This window comes from Hymenobacter sp. HDW8 (assembly GCF_011305775.1).
GTDB classification, from domain to species: domain Bacteria; phylum Bacteroidota; class Bacteroidia; order Cytophagales; family Hymenobacteraceae; genus Hymenobacter; species Hymenobacter radiodurans.
Genome location: NZ_CP049908.1, coordinates 114,148 through 132,121 on the forward strand (window position 1 = coordinate 114,148; position 17,974 = coordinate 132,121).

General features: G+C 57.4%; 21 protein-coding genes. 15 read left to right on the forward strand and 6 right to left on the reverse strand.

What is annotated here, in order from left to right:
* Nucleotides 1-116 precede the first annotated feature (116 nt).
* The 5 genes from G7064_RS20630 to G7064_RS20650 all read right to left on the reverse strand — a co-directional run bounded on the left by G7064_RS20630 (nucleotide 117) and on the right by G7064_RS20650 (nucleotide 5,447).
* Complete coding sequence (locus G7064_RS20630; protein ID WP_133271010.1) at nucleotides 117-1,505, reverse strand: DUF4099 domain-containing protein; 1,389 nt, start codon at nucleotides 1,503-1,505, stop codon at nucleotides 117-119.
* 146 nt (nucleotides 1,506-1,651) lie between these two features.
* Nucleotides 1,652-2,017, reverse strand: coding sequence for a hypothetical protein (locus tag G7064_RS20635; RefSeq protein WP_166075273.1), 366 nt, complete (start codon nucleotides 2,015-2,017; stop codon nucleotides 1,652-1,654).
* The gene (mobC, locus tag G7064_RS20640) at nucleotides 2,014-4,032 is read right to left on the reverse strand and encodes a conjugal transfer protein MobC (RefSeq protein ID WP_166075274.1); all 2,019 of its coding nucleotides are present in this window, start codon (nucleotides 4,030-4,032) and stop codon (nucleotides 2,014-2,016) included. The genes G7064_RS20635 and mobC overlap by 4 nt, the downstream gene beginning before the upstream one ends.
* 129 nt (nucleotides 4,033-4,161) lie before the next feature.
* A complete protein-coding gene (locus G7064_RS20645; protein ID WP_166075275.1) occupies nucleotides 4,162-5,118 on the reverse strand; it encodes a relaxase/mobilization nuclease domain-containing protein in 957 nt (318 codons plus the stop codon).
* Nucleotides 5,115-5,447, reverse strand: coding sequence for a plasmid mobilization protein (locus tag G7064_RS20650; protein ID WP_166075276.1), 333 nt, complete (start codon nucleotides 5,445-5,447; stop codon nucleotides 5,115-5,117). Before G7064_RS20650 ends, G7064_RS20645 begins: the two co-directional genes overlap by 4 nt.
* Nucleotides 5,448-6,050: 603 nt before the next feature.
* Here G7064_RS20650 and G7064_RS20655 point away from each other — a divergent pair.
* The 15 genes from G7064_RS20655 to G7064_RS22835 all read left to right on the forward strand — a co-directional run bounded on the left by G7064_RS20655 (nucleotide 6,051) and on the right by G7064_RS22835 (nucleotide 17,509).
* Nucleotides 6,051-6,818: a ParA family protein gene (locus G7064_RS20655; protein WP_165963410.1), complete on the forward strand. Its 768-nt coding sequence runs from the start codon at nucleotides 6,051-6,053 to the stop codon at nucleotides 6,816-6,818.
* Nucleotides 6,819-6,828: 10 nt separating this feature from the next.
* A complete protein-coding gene (locus G7064_RS20660; RefSeq protein WP_133271016.1) occupies nucleotides 6,829-7,317 on the forward strand; it encodes a DUF3408 domain-containing protein in 489 nt (162 codons plus the stop codon).
* Nucleotides 7,318-7,417: 100 nt separating this feature from the next.
* Nucleotides 7,418-8,152 (forward strand): hypothetical protein, encoded by a 735-nt coding sequence (locus tag G7064_RS20665; protein ID WP_166075277.1) that lies wholly within the window; start codon nucleotides 7,418-7,420, stop codon nucleotides 8,150-8,152.
* Nucleotides 8,153-8,210: 58 nt separating this feature from the next.
* Nucleotides 8,211-8,555: a DUF4134 domain-containing protein gene (locus tag G7064_RS20670; RefSeq protein ID WP_133271018.1), complete on the forward strand. Its 345-nt coding sequence runs from the start codon at nucleotides 8,211-8,213 to the stop codon at nucleotides 8,553-8,555.
* A gap of 4 nt (nucleotides 8,556-8,559) precedes the next feature.
* On the forward strand, nucleotides 8,560-8,877 hold the full coding sequence (locus G7064_RS20675; RefSeq protein WP_133271019.1) for a DUF4133 domain-containing protein: 318 nt from the start codon (nucleotides 8,560-8,562) through the stop codon (nucleotides 8,875-8,877).
* Nucleotides 8,874-11,342, forward strand: a complete 2,469-nt coding sequence (locus G7064_RS20680; RefSeq protein WP_133271020.1) for a TraG family conjugative transposon ATPase — start codon at nucleotides 8,874-8,876, stop codon at nucleotides 11,340-11,342. Before G7064_RS20675 ends, G7064_RS20680 begins: the two co-directional genes overlap by 4 nt.
* 45 nt (nucleotides 11,343-11,387) lie before the next feature.
* Nucleotides 11,388-11,945, forward strand: coding sequence for a hypothetical protein (locus tag G7064_RS20685; RefSeq protein WP_133271021.1), 558 nt, complete (start codon nucleotides 11,388-11,390; stop codon nucleotides 11,943-11,945).
* 38 nt (nucleotides 11,946-11,983) lie between these two features.
* Nucleotides 11,984-12,637 (forward strand): hypothetical protein, encoded by a 654-nt coding sequence (locus G7064_RS20690; RefSeq protein ID WP_133271022.1) that lies wholly within the window; start codon nucleotides 11,984-11,986, stop codon nucleotides 12,635-12,637.
* 2 nt (nucleotides 12,638-12,639) lie between these two features.
* A complete protein-coding gene (locus G7064_RS20695; protein ID WP_133271023.1) occupies nucleotides 12,640-13,290 on the forward strand; it encodes a hypothetical protein in 651 nt (216 codons plus the stop codon).
* 8 nt (nucleotides 13,291-13,298) lie between these two features.
* Complete coding sequence (traJ, locus tag G7064_RS20700) at nucleotides 13,299-14,375, forward strand: conjugative transposon protein TraJ (protein WP_133271024.1); 1,077 nt, start codon at nucleotides 13,299-13,301, stop codon at nucleotides 14,373-14,375.
* Nucleotides 14,376-14,396: 21 nt separating this feature from the next.
* On the forward strand, nucleotides 14,397-15,014 hold the full coding sequence (gene traK / locus G7064_RS20705; RefSeq protein ID WP_133271025.1) for a conjugative transposon protein TraK: 618 nt from the start codon (nucleotides 14,397-14,399) through the stop codon (nucleotides 15,012-15,014).
* A gap of 12 nt (nucleotides 15,015-15,026) precedes the next feature.
* On the forward strand, nucleotides 15,027-16,232 hold the full coding sequence (traM, locus tag G7064_RS20710) for a conjugative transposon protein TraM (protein ID WP_133271026.1): 1,206 nt from the start codon (nucleotides 15,027-15,029) through the stop codon (nucleotides 16,230-16,232).
* Nucleotides 16,232-17,125 (forward strand): conjugative transposon protein TraN, encoded by an 894-nt coding sequence (traN, locus tag G7064_RS20715; protein WP_133271027.1) that lies wholly within the window; start codon nucleotides 16,232-16,234, stop codon nucleotides 17,123-17,125. The genes traM and traN overlap by 1 nt, the downstream gene beginning before the upstream one ends.
* Nucleotides 17,126-17,200: 75 nt before the next feature.
* Nucleotides 17,201-17,371, forward strand: coding sequence for a hypothetical protein (locus tag G7064_RS20720; RefSeq protein ID WP_165963411.1), 171 nt, complete (start codon nucleotides 17,201-17,203; stop codon nucleotides 17,369-17,371).
* Nucleotides 17,372-17,377: 6 nt separating this feature from the next.
* Nucleotides 17,378-17,509, forward strand: coding sequence for a hypothetical protein (locus G7064_RS22835; RefSeq protein WP_262712892.1), 132 nt, complete (start codon nucleotides 17,378-17,380; stop codon nucleotides 17,507-17,509).
* Nucleotides 17,510-17,599: 90 nt separating this feature from the next.
* Here the strand turns inward: G7064_RS22835 and G7064_RS20725 are convergent, their stop codons facing one another.
* Nucleotides 17,600-17,788: a hypothetical protein gene (locus G7064_RS20725; RefSeq protein WP_133271028.1), complete on the reverse strand. Its 189-nt coding sequence runs from the start codon at nucleotides 17,786-17,788 to the stop codon at nucleotides 17,600-17,602.
* Nucleotides 17,789-17,974 lie beyond the last annotated feature (186 nt).

Below are 17,974 nucleotides of genomic sequence, written 5' to 3' on the forward strand. Positions count from 1 at the left end.
TGCATTATTGCGGTGTGTGTGTGCGTGGGTATTGGACTGGGGCGGGTACTCCTTACTGTAAGAAGAAAATCAGCTCCCGGAAGGCTCGGAAACTGATTTTCACAAAACTAGTAGATTTACCTTCGCATTTTGGGCCGGGGGGCTACCGCCTCATCCTTTTCCGTTAGCTGCTGCGCGACGTGCGGCTGGACGTCGCGGAAGCGGAGCGTTCGCTTGACGGGGTCGAGCACGACCGTCGCGTCGAACAACTGGCTTTTCTGGTTGGTCATCCCCGTTACTTTCGTCGGGTAGCCCCCCAGGAGCTGCTGGTTCTGCTGCGGGCTCAGCGGTACGCCCAGCAGCTCTTTGGGCACCGCGATACCCTCCCGGCGAACGGCGACCACCCGGTTCATTTCCTGATCGATGGCCACGTAGGCGGCAAACGTCTGGCCCTTGCCATCGCGGAAGCCTTCGCTCAGCGGTACTACCCCGTGCGTGGTCAGTTGCTCTTTCATGGCCGGCGTAATCTCCTTGCCTAGAATCTGCTCGGGAATGACTAGTTGCTGTTTGGGCAAATCAAACTGCAGGCTCGGCGCGCCCGCCGCGTCGCGCCGCAGCACCAGCTTGGCGGCAAAGGGGATTTCTTCCCCGTGCGCATTGCGTAGGGAGAAGGACGAGAGTAGATCGGTTTTCTGCCCACTCAGCAGCTTCTGCAACTGCCCGGACTGCTCCAGCTCGGCTACCTTCACCCCCATTTTCTCCAGCAGCGGCAGCGGCAAATCCTCCCTCGTGAAACCGGCCCTAATAGGAGCCATTCCTAGCTGGTTTTCCTGGTAGAGGGCCTTGGCTTTTTGCAGGACTTCCGGCGCGAGTAGCGAGGTAGGCTTTGCCGCCGCCGCAGGCGCTAGCGCCGGCGCGGCTGCCGGCTGCTCCCCGGCCGCGGGCTTAGCCGTTGGTGCCGGTATCTGAGCTGGGGCTGGCTGCTGCGCCCCAACTGCGGCAGTGAGAGAAGGCCGCACTAGGTTTACCTGGGGCCTCTCGCCGGGCTTCCCTACGGCTTTCTGGGCCTGGCTGAAGTTGTCGGCAAAGTTGCTGACGAAGCTCACGATTACGCCATCGCGAATGGTGATGTTGAGCAGCCCCGCCCCGTCCAGCGCCAGACCCGCCTTCCGCAGGTTCTGGGCCTGGGGCAGCTTCTGCAACGCAGGGTCTTTGTCAATAACGTCCCAGATATTCTGGAGTACCTGGCTTACTGATTCGCCCTTCAGGGCATCACCCGGGGTGGCCTGCCGCGGGGCCCCAACGGCTAGGGCAATCACGTGGGCGGCCTGCTCGAGTTGCGTGGCCTCGGCTTCTTTGCCCCGCTGGCGGAGGGCAGCGGCCACGGGCTGGGCGTTTTTGATGAATTCATCCCGCGTTTCCTCGACGTTGAGAACGGCGGGTTTCTTCGGGACCGCTGCTGGCCCTACGGCTTGGGGATTGGGCTGCTCTCCAGCACCGGACGTTGGTTCGGCTTGCTCAGTCATATCGCTGTTTGTTAATGAGTTACACCACCTGACGCCACCCTGGGGCCAGCCTTAGCAAATATAACAATTCACGCCTGCGATATTGGTATTTCAGGTATTCATTTCTAAAATAACTGATTATCTTACTAAAGCAAAGTTTCAGGCTGCTATGCCTCCAACGCTTTAAACGCCGTATCTATCTCTCTCTCAATCGCTTCTCGCATATACTGGAATTGATTTGCTACACTTCGCATATCAACGGTTTTAACATCCTCCTCCAAGCGCTTTTTGGAGACACTGGCATTATCGGGCAGGATGATCCAGTTGAGGTTATAGCCCCGTCGATAGAAGAAAAGCAGATACGAAATGAAGATTTCAATGCCGCCGGCCCCGCTACGCTCCATCTGGCCGACCATATTCTGGGTCAAACCGGTTTCCTCGGCCACCATCGCGATCGTCCACTTCCTTTCTCCTGGACCTGCGAGCTCGTCCCGCAGGGCCGCCAACCTTCTACCAATTAATTTTTTATTCATGCTTTTGCCTTCGCCTTTTTGGTGTGGAGTAAGTGCTGCAAGTTGGGTTCGCTGGCAATCCTTTCCAATTCCGTCTTCACAATGGCCGCAATATCGTCCTTGATGGCCTTATAATTCGCCCGGATAACCTGCTCCGTGGTATCCTCCCCCGTCGCCGGGTCGACGAAGCTAGTGATGTCGGGAATGTTGGCGTAGGCCGCTTCCTGTTGCTTCGTTTTCGCTACATCGACCAGAATTTTGGCGTGAAACACCTTCTGGTTTATCTCTTCGCCGAAATTGTCGGCCACGGCGCCCACGAAGGTGCCTTGGCTCAGGCCGGCAATCGTGCTGGCGGGAATCATGCTGTCGAGCTGGGTGGCCAGGGTGTAGCTCGTGTCTCGGCTGTTGCTGGTCAGCGACTGCCGCTGCTGCACGATACGGCCGAAACGCTTGCTCAGGGCCTCGGCACTCTCCCCCGTAACCTGGCCCGAGAGTACGTTCCCCATCGTGTTCTGAATCACGGTGGATTCGGCCTTGCCATAATCGCGGTCCAGCTGGCTCTTATCCTGAATGCCCAGGCAAGTAGAAACCTTGTTACTACGGGCCGTGGCGATCAGCTTATCCAATCCTTTGAAGTAGATGGTCGGCAGCTCGTCAATAATTAGGGAGGTTTTAAGCTTGCCCTTCTGGTTAACCAGCTTGACGAGGCGCGCATTATACAGCCCCAGGGCAGCGCCGTAAATGACTTCCCGGTTCGGGTTGTTGCCCACGCACAAGACCTTGGGCTCGGCGGGGTTGTTGATATCCAGGGTGAAATCGTTGCCGCTCATCACCCAGTAGAGCTGAGGCGAGGCTAGGCGCGAAAGCGGGATGCGCGCGGAGGCAATCTGGCCCTCCAACTGCTCCATCGCGTCGCCCTGGTAGGCACTGATAAACGGGCGCACGTAGTTTTCAATCTCGGGGTAGGAGGCCAGAATCGGGAACATTTCCTGGTACTCGCGGCCCAGAAACTCGATCACGTGGGGGAAGGTGCAGTACTTGCCATTTTCATAGAGCTTGAGAAACCAGATGATGGCCGCCACGAAGTTGATGGGTGACTCGACAAAGAACTCGCCCTGCTTCTCGATCCACTTTTTGTTTAGGTTGAGCATGATGGTGGCGGCACTCTCGTAGGCATCCACGATGTCGGTCATCATCGCGGGTAAGAGGGGATTGCAGCGGTGGCTTTTGCGCGGGTCATCGAAGTTGATCACGTAGAAGCGCACCGGGTTCTTGTACTTGTCCTGGTGCTTGAGCAGCTCGTTATACACGATGCGGCTCAGATCATCGAACTTAAAATCATACACGTACATGGTAAAGCCCTTGGCTAGGTGCTGCTTGATGAATTGGTTGATTATGGCGAAGGACTTCCCCGAGCCCGGCGTGCCATACACCACCGTCCCGCGAAACGGATTGACGATATTGACCCAGCCCTGGTGCTGCTTGCCCTTCAGTTGGTACGAGGTGGGCAGGTTCACGGAAAACTCGTTCTCCAGCTTCCTTTCTTCCTGGGGGAAGGTTTCGTTTTCCGAGTTGAAAATATCGCTCATCAGGTTCATCTTCAGTAGGCGACTAATCAAGTTGCCGGCACGAAGCAGCAGCAGAAAGCCGACGACCGTGGTGCTACTATACAGGGCCGTGAGCACGGCCGGTGAGTAGACCAGCTCCAAGAGCCGCCCACTCCCAAAGAATAGCGCCGCCCCCACCACCAGGCTACCCACAATGGGCGTCCAGGTTTGGCCCTCTTTGGGCCTGCCACGCGTACCCAGGCACGAAAGCGCTAAGAATACTGCGGCCGCCAGCTTCGTCACGTAGGGGGCGTGAAAAAGGGCCGTTTTCGTGCTGAACCGGGTCAGTAGCTGACCCGACCAGGTAGCCGTCAGGTGCTGCTCGGCAAAGAAGCCGTAGCAGTAGTAGTAGACGTGCAGCAGCACGAGCAGCACACTAATTAGGCGCATGAAGTCCATGATCTTCCGGAGTCCTTTTTCATCTTCCATGACCGGGGCTACTTAACTAGTGAGGGATGGGTTGCTTATGTGACGGCTAGGTAACTGGGGGCAACAAAGAATGGGCTGGGGCCCTGCTTTGGGCGCTTTCTTAGGTGACGGCTAGGTAACGGATGGGACTTAGAGCCTGGGCCGACGCCGGCGTCGGCGTCCCTCGTTCTCGTTGCGCTCGGCATCATCGAGGCCAGGGCTGAACCCAGCCGGCCTGCTCGCATCGCTCAGGCTAAGCAAGCTGCCTGGTGCCCCATCGTCGGCCCGGGCCAGTGCCGGCCCTGCGGCCCGGGTACTGCGGTGGCCGGGGGTGAGCTGATTGCTGGTGCGCAGGGCCTCGGGCCCAAAGGGGCGGAAGTGGTCGCGCAACTGCTGGGCCCGTACGCCCACGTCGGTGCCCTTCACGCTGGTTTGCTGATAGCGAAAGCTGGTGCCAACGAGTACCCCCTTGACGTCACGCTTGAGCACCACTTCTATCTGCTGCGCTTGGAGCCGGGCGATGAGCTGGTCGAGGAAGCGAATGCTGGCGTCCTGCAGGGCGGCCGTCAGCTGCTCGCGCACGTAGACGCGGGCTTCTTCCTTCCGTGGATCCACGTCTTTGGGAGTGACCCGGCGCTTGGGCAAGGGCTTCATACCCAGCTGCTCCCGGATCTGGCGGGTAGCCATCACATTGCGGGCGTAGTTTTGATCACTGCGCAGCGCGGGGCCCCCATCCAAGGGCACGCGGTTGAGGTAGATATGAATATGCGGATGGTCTTTATCCTTGTGCTCAAACACGGCCACTTGGTGGCGCTCCAGGCTGGCCCCCATCAGCTCGCAGTAGAGCTTGGCCGCCGCCACTTTCTGCGCCCGGCTTACCGTTTCGCCGGGGGCCCACGACAAGACGGTGTGCCACACGGGCAACTGAATCCGGCTGCTCATCTCGGCCACGGCCCGCATTTCCGCCGCCATGCCGGCCGCCTCCTGGCTACCCAGATTAGCCACGCTCAGTAGCTCGGCTTGCTTGTTGGTGCGGTCCGAACGCAAGCCCGCTCCGTACTCCAGGGCGCCGCTGAAGTCATTGCCGGTAACTGTTTTGGCGATCATTTCAGCGTTTCCAGTAACCGGGTGAGGAGTTCGTTCAACGTCTGGAGGCTGGCGCCACGGAGCTTACCCGCGTTGGCCAGGCGCGTGAGCTGATTCAGATTGCTGCCCGTCGCGGCCAGCATACGCCGAAATTCGGGCGGAATCTTGCCCGTAATCTGCCGGCCCAGCGCGGCGCGGCGCATGTACTCGCCGGTCTTCAAACCCGCCTGGGCCGCCTTTTCCTCGACTAGTTTCTTGTCCGTAGTGGAGATGCGCACGTTGATGTGCTGGTCCTTTTGGCTGTTATCGCTTCCCTCGGGAGCTAGCTCCGGTAGTGCTTCTACTTCCATTTCTGCTTCGGCTTAGGTGGGGTCTGGCAAGACAAGGGGAAATAGCTTGCGTCCATTTCGCCAGAGTCATTGGGGGCACTTACCCGCCGGGTTTGTGCGCACAAAGACATGGCTTGCTGACCAACATGAAACATATAGAAAAGCTAATTTTATAAGATAAGTCACTCTTGAAAAAACAATACTTTTCAACAAGCCTCACTCGTAGCCCACCCGCACTACTAAACCCAATTTCAACTGCCCGCCACCTTCCTTGATACTCTGATAGTCTGATAAATAGTTGGTTTGATAGGTTGATAAATAACTAGTCTGATAAGTCAATAGTCTGATAACTAACTAAGCTGATCATTAAACATTCATTCTGATAGCTATCCATCTACCTAGTGCTTTAACCCACTAGCAACCTATGCCTGTAGCTGCGCAACTATTGCCAACTCCAACAAATCGAATATACGATAAAATCGTTTTTTACAATTTTAAATTAATATTTGTTGGTTTATTCAACTACAATTATAAATTTGTAAACAGCGAAGGAGTTACATGCTTTCTTCGCTAAGTGCTGCCGGTTGTCGCGTCCCCTCTCGCCCCTACTCTTCCTTGTCTACCATGAGCACGACCAAGTTCATCTCGATCTCAGCCCAGAAGGGGGGCGTGGGCAAAACAACGGTCAACATCCTGGCCGCCTCCCTCTTTCACTTCTTGGGGAAGGAGAAAGTAGCCGTCATCGACTGCGACTATCCGCAGCATTCCCTGGAGGGGCTACGCGAGAAAGAGCTAGCCCAACTGCAGGCCGATCCAACGAAAGCTGCTGATTTTCAGGCCCTAGGTATTCAGGCCTACCCTATCGTGGGCTGTCAGGTACTTGAGGCCTTGGACGTGGCCAAAGAGATGGACGGACACTTCGACCTAGTGTTTATCGACACGCCAGGCACCATCAATGTCCCGGGCTTGCTGGCGCTGTGGCGGCAGCTGGACTACGTGTTCATGCCCTTGGAAGCCGACGTGTTGAGTGTCGAGGCTACCCTGCCTTTTGCCGCGGCCCTGGAGGTCTTCGCCAAAGGCCAGCCCGGCAGCCGGCTGAAGCAATACTATGCCTTCTGGAACAAGCATATCAAGAGCGAGCGGCAGGAATTCTACCGGCGCACGGAGGAGCTGTTTGCCCAGCAACAGATTCCCTTCCTGCAGAGTCGGTTAGAGCACAGCGTGAACTACAAGAAGGAGGCCATGCGCTCGACCATTTTTCCCTTATCTAGAGAGTTTATGCACCTGGGTATCAGTGGCCTGGTGCAGGAAATGGCGCAGATCATATTTGCCGACGAAGCATCGACTCCCGCGAAAGCCATCGTATCCACCGAGGCGGTCAAAGCCCGTTAATCCTTGACCTATGGCCGCCTTCAAGAATGCTCCCGACGTGAACGCCTTTATTAGCTCGTTTGCCCGCAACCGTCAACCCGCGTCCCCTGTGGTTGCCGCTGAAGCTGATTCCTCCTCTGAGTCCGAAACTGCTATGCAAGCACTACCCATCCTTGAAGCCGCTACTGAAACGGCTCCTGTCGCGCCTAGCCTGAAAGTAGAGCGCACGGAAGAGCCCGAACGAAAGGGAAGAAAAGAAACGGCCCCGGCGGAGCAAGGCGGCCGGGCTGACTACGCCGAAACCTTCCTCTATCGGGGGCGCGAGAAGAAGAATAAGGCAGTGTATATCACCGAGGATGCCCACCGTACCCTGAGCGCGATCATCCAGGCCAGCGATAATACCCCCCTGGCTGATTTGCTGGCCAATATCATCACCCACCACTTTGAAACCTTTGGTCCGGACATTCGCGCCTTCCTGGTCGAGCAGGAAAAGAAGAATAAGAAGCGCCTGCTGATCTAACCTCCCCCCTCGCCTATTGCTTAAGTTACTGATTTACAAACCCCTAAAACAGGGGTGCTAGCCACCGCTTTGCCCCTATTTATCCTATATCGCTACCGCTATGTTTAAAATGATCACGTGGCCCCAGTTCTTCGGGACAATGGCCGTCCTGCTCGTCATATACTACGCGTACGTGGCGCTGGTCTATTACCGGGCAGAAGTACTGGGCCTGCTGGCGGGCCAAAAGGGCAAAGCAGCTGGCGCCCAGGCCTCACCTACGCCCCCTACCTCGCTGCTCAACCGGGGGCCCTTGATTCCGAAAGCGCCCGTCGTGCTTCCCACTCCCGCTGACCTCGCTCCCGCCAACGAAGAGGCCCCACCAGCTACTGAAGCGGTCACCGATGAGCCAGGCGAAGTGTTGGGAGAAGAAACCGTGGAGAAGGTGTCGGCTCAGGCTCCCGACCAAGCCGATGATCAAGCTCAACGAGAGATCAACGAAGAACCCGACGAAGAACCCCAGCATAATCAAGGAAATGATTTTGGCAATAAAGAAAATTCTATTATTAGAAATTCCGTTAATCTTACGGAAGCTGAGTCTGGCGATTCAGCCCCTCCTGTGCCAGTAGGAGAGCAAGAGACGGTGGAAGAGTTTGAAGAGAATTTTACGGTCAGTGTGACCCAGCTCAACAACGTTTTTGAGCGCGCTGCGGCCGGCGAGATCACCCACCAGCAGCTGACGAAGGAAGTACCCGCGCTGGTGGGCACCCAGGTCCTCGAAGCTTTCTACCAACGGAGTAAAAAGAGCGCCCAGCAACTTACCGCTGCCACCTATCCCGAGGTGGCGGAGCCTGCTTAGAACTAACGTTTTTAGTAGCCTTTTTTCACTTTTTCTTTCACGCTATTCTCTTACCACTATGTTTACCAAACCCTCCCTCTTTCATTCTCGCCGTTCCCTCCTCACGAAAGTCCAGGCGCTCGGTACCGCGCTGCTTGTCCTGGCCACCGCTACCCGTTCGCTCGCCCAGGGCAACGGGGCCGCCGGCATTCAGGAGGCCACGGCCCAGGTGACCAGCTACTTCGAGCCCGCCACGACCCTGATCTACGCCATCGGCGCCGTCGTGGGCCTGGTGGGCGCCGTCAAGGTGTTCAGCAAGTGGAACTCGGGCGACCAGGATACGCAGAAGGTAGCTACCTCCTGGTTCGGCAGCTGCATCTTCCTGGTAGTGGTGGCCACCGTACTCCGCGCCTTCTTCCTCTAGGGCCATGAGCCACTACCCGCTGAACAAGGGCGTCAACAAGCCCGTCGAATTCCAGGGGCTGGTGGGCAGCCGCTACATTTTTCTGCTACTTGGCGGGCTCGGCGGCGTGTTTCTAAGCTTTATCGTCCTGCACGTGGCCGGCATTAATCCCTACTTCTTGGTATTCTTAGCGCTTGGCGCGGGCTTTCTCTGGGTAACCCGGGTGTTCGCCCTCAGCGCCAAGTTCGGGGAGCACGGGGCCATGAAGCAGCAGGCCAAAGGGCGACAGCCCAAGCGCCTGGTCAACCGATCTGCTCGCCTGTTTAGAGACCTAACCCGATGAGCCAACTACTACAATCAGCCGCGACACTGGAGGAAAAGCAGCCGATCTACCAGGTGGAACAGGGCTGCCTGATCAGCAAGAATGGCGACGTAACCGTCGCCTTCCGCCTGGAGCTGCCGGAAATCTACACCCTGGCCCAGCATGACTACGAGGCCCGGCATTCGGCAGTCGTAAAGGCGGTGCGCCTGCTGCTCAACCATACGGTGCTGCACAAGCAGGATTGGTTTGTGGAAGATAAGTATACGCCCTCCTTCGAGGAGGAGCGTTCCTTGCTCTCGCACGCCTATGAGCGGAACTTCTACGAGCGCCCCTTCCTGCATCACTCCTGCTACCTGTTTATCACAAAAACCGCCTCCAGCCGCGAGAACTGGACTAGTTTAAGCACGCTGCTTTCCCGTCCCAGGATCGTCCCCAAGGAGATGATGAATGAGGACCTACTGAGCGCCTTCTTCAACTCCGTCGGCCAATTCGTGCGCGTGCTCTCGGATGCTGGGATTGGGTTCAGCCAGCTGACGGATGAGGACCTATGCGGCACAGAAGTAAAGACGGGGCTACTGGAAAAGTACCTCTCGCTGAACCTAAGCGACACGGCCCCTATGACCGACCTGGATTTCACCCAGGGCCTGAAGGTGGGCAGCAAACTCTGCCAGTGCTTCTCGTTGGGCAACCTGGATGACTTGCCTGCGGCGCTGACAACCAGCGCCCGCCACGGTAACCTGAGCACGGACTACACGAACTTTTTTGTGGGCTTCACTGCCCCCGTCGGTCTTAGCCTCAACTGCAACCACATCTACAATCAGTACCTGTTTGTCGATGATCCGGCCAAGACGCTAAAGTCTTTCGAGAAGAAGCGCGACAACCTGAATGCCCTGGCGCTGTACTCGCGGCAGAATGCCATCAACAAGGAGTTCTACGACCGCTACTTGAATGAGGCACATTCCGAGCAGAAGCTGCCGGTGCGGGCCCACGCGAACGTGTTTGCCTGGACCGAACGCGAGGCGGACGTAAAGGAGCTCCGGGAGCAAACGGGGAGTGCCATTACGCAGATGGGCTGCAAAGTACGCCAGAACACGGTGGATATCGGAGCTTTGTTCTGGGCCGGCATTCCGGGCAACGCCGGCGACTTTCCCAGTGAGGAAACCTTCTATACCTTCGCCGAGCAGGCCTGCTGCCTGTGGAGCATGGAAACGAACTATCGCGACTCCTCTTCGCCCTTCGGCATCAAGCTCAGCGATCGCCTGACGGGCAAGCCCGTGCACGTAGACATCTCCGACGAGCCCCGCCAGAAAGGCATCATCGCCAACCGCAACAAGTTCGTGCTCGGTGGTTCGGGCTCGGGCAAGTCCTTCTTCACCAACGGGATGGTACGCCAGTACCACGAGCAAGGGTCGCACGTGCTGATTGTGGATACGGGCAACAGCTATAAGGGACTCTGTACGCTACGCAAAGGCGTGTACTTCACGTATGAGGAAAAGCAGCCCATCAGCTTCAACCCTTTTTTTGTCGTTGGTAGCCCGGACGTCGAGAAGCGCCTGAGTCTGCACAACCTGCTGGTGATGCTCTGGAAGCGGGAAAACGAAGCGGTTTCGCAGGCCGAGTACGTTTCTATTTCGACGGCGCTCACCCACTACTACCAGCATTTGGCGGCTGACTCCAGCATTCGGGCCAGCTTCAACACCTTCTACGAATTCCTGCAAGGGCCTTTCACAGCCTACCTGGCCACGGAGAAAGTGCGGGAGCAGGACTTCGATATGCACAATTTCCTCTACGTGCTCAAGCCCTACTATCGAGGCGGCGAGTACGACTACCTGCTCAACTCGGAAAAGCAGTTGGACCTCACGCGGGAAAGCTTCATTGTCTTTGAAATCGATAACATCAAGGATCATCCGATTCTGTTTCCGGTGGTGACGCTGGTCATCATGGATACCTTCCTGCAGAAGATGCGCCAGCTCAAGGGCGTGCGCAAGATGATCCTGATCGAGGAGGCCTGGAAAGCCATTGCCACCCCTGCGATGGCCGAGTACCTGAAGTACCTGTTCAAGACCGTACGCAAGTTTCAGGGCGAAGCTGTGGTCGTCACGCAGGAGGTGAAGGATATTCTGGATAATCCCGTGGTGAAGGATACCATTATCACCCAATCCGACTGCATGATCCTGCTGGATCTGCGCAAGTTCATGGGCCGCTTCAACGAAATTCAGGAAGTGTTAGCCCTGTCGGAAAAGCAAAAGGCGTTGGTGCTCAGTATCAACCAGGACCGGCGCCCGGGCGTGCGCTACAACGAGGTGTATATTGGCCTAGGCACCACCGTGGCCACGGTCTACGGGGTGGAAGTATCGGCGGAGGAGTACGTGACCTACACGACGGAGGAAGCCGAGAAGAAAGTTCTGTTCGACAAAATAGAGGTAGGTATGAGCATCGAAACGGCTATTCAGGCTTATGCTCGGGAGTTGCGCGAGGCCGGCTAACACCAGAGGAAAGACAAGACAATCACCACCCATTACCTCTCCACTATGAAAGCAACCTATCTGATCGCTCTATCCGGCTTACTGTTATTCCCCAGCTGCGGGCAAGACGCTGCTTCCAAGGAAGCGGAGGCCCGCGTCGTCGCCTCTATTCAGCAGACGCTGGGCACCACGAACGCTAGCTACGTGAACGAGGTGCATACCTGGTATAAGAGTGATGTGCCGAATCTGATCAAGCTCCATCCCAAGACGGAGACTATCTATCAGACGCATGCAGCCATTTTACAGGAAGTGGCCGCCAACGAACCCAAGCTAGTGAAGCATTCGATCCTGACGCCAGAGCAGGCGCAGGGGATCAGCGCCAAGTATCAGCAGCTGGTCGACGAAAGCGCAGCCCGGGTGCAGGAGCTCTCGGCGCTGGCCACCAGCAAAACTACGATGAGCGAGGCCGAGCAACTCAAGTTCGTATCGGACCTGGCCGACAAGCAAACCCACCATCTGGCCCTCGTGCGCTACTACACCAAGAAGACGGCTAACACACTGGCGCTGAAAGAGCAAGAGCAAAAAGGCCGGCAATATCGATTGGAAACCTTCGGCCACAATTAAGCGGCTCTAACCTACCTCTTACTAAACATTTTCAGGGTATGAAAAAGACACAGAAACTGCTGTGCGTGGCCGCGCTTTGCCTGTTGGGTACGCCCGCTGCCCAGGCCCAGGCCGTGATTTCCGCGCCCGTGTTGGAAGGCACCAACTTCATTCAGACGGGTTTGCAGGCCACGCTCAAAGCCTTGAGCACCCGAGCGAATACGCTGGTCAATAGCGGCGTGGTGGAGCAGGTGCTGACTAAGGGCTTCACCGAGAAGAATATGCTGCTGGCGAAGAACTGGTACGATGGCTTGATGCAGGTCAGTCAGACCGTGCGCACTTACCGCCGGGTCCAGCACATCTTCGAGCGGCAGACGGCCATCATCACTATCTACTCGAACTACATCGGGCGCTTCAAAGCGGATCAGAACCTGACGCCGGCCCAGGTAGCCGGCATGGTGCGGGGCTATACCACCTTGATTCAGGAGTCGGCCGGCTACCTGGATGAGCTGACGGCTATCGTCTCTCCTCTCGAGGCCAAGATGACGGATGCGGAGCGCCTAGAGCTGATTGATGCCCTTGATGACAAGGTGACCCATCAGTACGAGCTGGTCAGCTACTTCACGCGCCGCAATCTTGCCATTGCTCAACAGCAGGCCCAGGCGAAGCAGGACAGACAGACCATCAAGCAGCTCTACGGCCTAGCCAACTAGGGATGAAAAAACTACTTACTCTCCTCCTGCTCGGTCCGCTGCTCTTGGTGCCGGGCCTTACGCGGGCCCAGCTCGTGGCGACGCTTCCCATTGCCGAGGGGCAGGCTACAAAGCAGGCCAACCACCAAGGGTTTATCACCACGCTCCGGGGGATTGGCAATACCATTGTCGAAAAAGGCACCAGTACCCAGGCCGTCATCAAGCAGCTCACCGACCAGACAGCCGCGATGCACGAGGAATGGTACGACGGGTTATTCAAGATTAATTCCGTGGTGCGCGACTATCAGCGCGTGCAAACGATATGGTCCTATCAGAGTCGAATTCTGGACTTGTACACCCAGAACATGACCCAACTCCGGCAGAACCCTTACCTGACGCCCGTTCAACTTCAAGGGATTGCCAAGGGCTACACGGTGCTCATGACGGAGAACGTGGCGCTGCTCGATGATCTGACCGTCATTCTTACCCCCGACGCTGCGAAGATGACCGACGCGCAGCGCCTGAAGTTCATCAACAAGCTCTCGGATAAAGTAGTCCATCAGTACCAGCTCGTGGCCTACTTCACGGCCCGCAATCAGGCTATTGCTGCCCAGCAGAAACAAGCAGTTAATGACACGCAAGTACTTAAGAAGCTCTACGGGCTCCCCAACTAACAACGGCTATGCATTTACTTTCCCTCCCGCTTCAGGTATCGCTTCCGGTTGAATCGCTCAACCAGCTGCTCGACAACCTCTACAATGAAATGCTGCCCCTGTGTTCGGACCTCATCAACGTGGGCCGGGCCCTGGGGGGCTTGGGCGCCCTGGTCTTTATCGCCAGCAGGGTGTGGCGCAGCATGGCGGAGGCCGAGCCCATCGACGTGTTTCCCTTGCTGCGGCCCTTCGCCATCGGCCTCGTGATTACCTTTTTCCCCGCGATGCTGGGTGTACTCAACGGCGTGCTGGGCGGTATTTCGGGGGCTACCAGCGCGGTCGTGCGGGTGCAAAACCAAAGCATTATTCAGTTGCAGGAGCGCAAAGAAGCCCTGCTGGCCGCGCGGCCGGAGAATGCACCGTATGCCTCCGATGAGGCGTTCGAGAAAGAGCTGGGAGCCAAAGATATCCTTGACGTCGGCGGCAAGACGGCGCTGTATTTTAATCGAATCTCCTACGATGTGCAGAAGAACTTCCGCGAGTGGATGCGCAATGGTTTAGAGCTCCTGCATGACTCGGCGGCGCTGGTGATCAATACCATCCGCACCTTCTTTCTGATTATCCTCTCCATCATTGGGCCCATCAGCTTCGGCTTTTCGATCTGGCCCGGCTTTGAGGGCACCTTAACCAACTGGTTTTCCCGCTACATCAACACCTTTCTGTGGCTGCCGGTGGCCAACATCTTCGGGGCCATCACGGCCAAGATCCAGGTGATGATGCTCAACCTCGACATTACCCAAATTCAACAAGGCCGTGATCTGGAAGCGGCGGATGCCGGCTACATGATCTTTTTGGTGATCGCCATCTGTGGCTACCTCACGGTGCCCTCGGTAGCCAACTGGATTGTCGCCGCTAGTGGCATGGAGAGAATTACCCGTCTGGCAACCCGAGGGGGCAGCACGGCGGGCAGCATGGCCGCGAGTGTCGCTGGCGCAACGAGTGGGGCCGCCGTCGGTGGGGTGGTTGCTGTGGGGCGGGCCATGGGCACGGCGCCGGCAGGGCCTTCCATGAGTAACCCGACTGGCTACAAGAACACGACTGCCTAACCACCCTTAGCCTCTACGACTATGTTCCGTTCCCTGAAGAATATTGATTCCGCCTACCAGCAGGTCAAGACCCTGGCCCTGCTGTTCATGCTGCTCTGCTTTTCCGTGTCCGCTTATGCTATCTACGCCGCCCGGCAGACGGCCCGCGAAGCCCAGGGCCGCATCTACGTGCTCGACCAGGGCACCCTGCTGACCGCCGTTTCCCACAACGTCAAAGACAACCGCCCGGTCGAGGCGAAGGATCACGTCAAGCGTTTCCATGAGCTCTTTTTCACCCTTGACCCCGACCCCAAGGCCATCGAGTACAACGTCAAGCAAGCCCTGTTCCTGGCCGACGCGAGCGCCCAGCGCGCCTATGATAACCTGAAGGAGAACGGCTACTTCAATGACCTGATTCAGGCCAACATCAGCCAGGATATTCGGGTCGATAGTGTCGCCCTTAATACCGCCGTCTACCCCTACTATGCCCGCTGCTACGCCCAGCAGCGCATCATCCGAGCCTCCTCGGTCAGCACCCGCCGCATGGTATCGGAATGCTACCTGCGGGACGTCTCGCGCTCGGCCAATAATCCGCACGGCTTTCTGATGGAGCGCTGGCGGGCAATAGAAAATGTTGATCTGCGCACCGAGCGCCGCTAGCCTTTCTACCATATGGCTACCTCCCCCAATCTTTCGCCGGAACGCATCAAGCAGCGCCGCTTGCTGCTTTTCATTCCCCTGCCCAGCTTTATTTGCTTGACCGCGCTCTTTTACCTGAGCGGTGGGGGCCAAGGCGTGCCTACCGTAACAGCTGATACGGGGGCGAATGGCCTCAACCTCTCCCTGCCGGCGGCCGGCCCCAGCAGCCTGTATGAGGATAAGCTCGCGGCCGCGATGGCGCCCACGGACAGCAGTTACCGCCAGAGTCTGGCCTTCGCGCCGGGAGAGGAAGCAGCTGGTACCCCTGCCCCCGATGGCCTGAACTACGCCGTGCAGCCGGGCGACCCCGCGCAACGCTACGACCCAAACAATGACCCCAACGTAGCGGCCGTGCACAGTCGCCTGCAGCAGCTGCAACAGCAGACCACCCCGCCACCGCCTGCTACCGACAGGAACTACAGCCGTGGGGCGCCGGCTACCACGTATGCGCCCGGCCCCAGTTCCCAGGATGTGCAGATGGACCAGAGCTTACGCGAGCTAGCGCAGCTCAAACGCGAATACGAGCAGCGCTTACAGGCGATGAACACCCCCGCCACAACGGCACCCGCCGCGAAGGCTGCTCCAGCCAAAGCCAAACCCCAGCCGTCCGTTGTAGCGGCCGCCCCGGTCTCGGTAGTAAACCGGCTGGATAATAGCCAGCGGCCCGTCACACAAGGTAATAGCTTCCATAGCCTGGGGGGCAGCAGTGCTCGCTCTAGCACAGCAGCGGCGGTGAATACCGTGCCCGCCGTCGTGCATTCGGACCAGGTAGTTGTGCAGGGGCAAACGGTGAAGCTGCGGCTGCTCGCGGATGTACAGTTGGAGGGGCGCGTGATTCCCCAAAACACCGTGGTGTATGGCGTGTGCAATCTTAGTGGCCAGCGCCTGACGATCAAGGTGGCCTCCATCCAGGCGGAAAATAGTATTGTCCCCGTGAGCCTGTCGGCCTATGATCTGGACGGCGGGGAAGGGCTGAGCATTCCTGGCTCAGTCGAACGAGACGCGGCGCAGCAAGGCCTGGCAGCTGGTGCCAGCAGTGCCGACCTGCTGACCCTGTCGCCCAGCTTAGGGGCGCAGGCCGCGGGCATTGCCATTCAAACGGGTAAAGCCCTGACCAGCCGGAAACTCAAACAGGTCAAGATTACGCTAAAAGCGAACTATAAACTGCTCCTGCATTAATGAAAAAGCCCCTTGTTGCCCTCGCCCTGTTCGCTTCTCTTGGCTCATCTACCCTCACGCTGGCCCAGCTAAAACCGCTCACCTATCTGGCCATCGAATCCGAGCACCTGATTGCCTCTTATCATTTAGGGGTAGGTTTTCAGAAAACGACGCACCTGATCTTCCCGTCGGCCGTCACCTACGTGGATCTGGGTAGTGGCAGCATCATTGCCGAAAAGGCCCAGGGCGCGGAGAACATCGTGAAGGTGAAAGCCAATGCGGCCGGTTTCGCCCAGACCAACATGACCGTGCTCACCTCGGATGGCAAGCTCTACTCTTTCCTGGTGGACTACGAGAAAGACCCCAAGATTATCAATCTCAACCTCGCCGGCGTTGCGATCGGAGGTGGGGCGTCAGTCGTGCAAGCCAGTAAAGCGGTGCCGCGCAAAAACACCATCGAAGCCACCGCGGCCGAAGTGAGCAGCAAAAAGCGCACGCTGCGCCGCAAGGTCATGGCGAAGGATGATATGGTGCTCGGCTTGCACGGCTTGTATACAGTCGATGATCTGTTCTACTTCCAGCTAACGATGCGCAATAAGTCGAACATCGGCTACGACATTGACTTCCTCAAATTAACGGTGCGCGATAAGAAGCTGGTTAAGCGCACGGCCATCCAGGAATCGGAGCTAACCCCGCGCTACGTCTATAATGGTCAGAGCACGGCTATTGCCGGCACGAAGCAGTTGGAGCGCGTGTACGTGGTACCGAAGTTCACGATTCCGGATGATAAAGTACTGATCATGGAGCTATTTGAGAAAGGAGGCGGGCGGCACTTGTCGCTCAAGATCACCAATCAGGATATTCTGCGGGCGCGGGTGCTCCCCGCTTCGCCGGCAACCGTGGCCACGCAATAGCCCTACTCGGCATGGCGTTCTACTATTTGCCAAAAAACGCGTATGTTTAGTCAGACCTACTTCTCAGATGCAATCATGAGAAATTTTCTGTTCCTGCTGGCCCTGGCCATTTTTCTCTACAGCCCCTATGGCCCTAGCTGGGGACAGTTTGCGGTGAATATGAGCCTTATCGTCACCGTTGGCTCCTACCTCATGAAGAGTGTATCGAAGCGGCGCTACTACTACGATGACGAAGAGTATCGCTAAAAGCCTATGCTCTCTACCTTCGATCCGCTTGTTTTTGCCGGCATCACGGCCGGCTCCTTCGTGCTGAGCTACCTAGGGTGTACTATTCTGCAGCAGGTTTTTGGCTACCACATCGGCCGTCGTAAAGACAAAGAATAGCGCTGGTATTGTGCAGCTTGTTTACACAAAAGCCTCACTGCCTTGTGCGTTGGGGCTTTTTCGTTGCTTTACTACTCCCTCCAACCGGTGCTAGCTGCTTGTCAGCCACGTGCGGCAGCTCATGCACCGGGTGCACCACATCCGTAGCTCCGTGACGGTTTCCGATTTACGCAGCACTTCCTCGTGGGTGTGCAGGGTGGTATCGGCACAGCTTGCGCAGTCGAGCAGCTCGGCATTGTCCAGCATTTCTTCCCTAAAGGCGAGTTCGTCCGCATTCATGCCGGTACCGGGTTAGTTGTCATCTTGGGTGTCAAGATAAGAAGCGAGAGCTACGCCGCACTGTACGCGGCTATCTCCCCTATTCCGGGCTGTTCGACACCCCCCATCGATAAACGCAAATCCTGATGATGTAGCGCGGCCTTTTGCTCAGGGTCTACTTAACTACGCGTACGCCAGCGGTAAGCC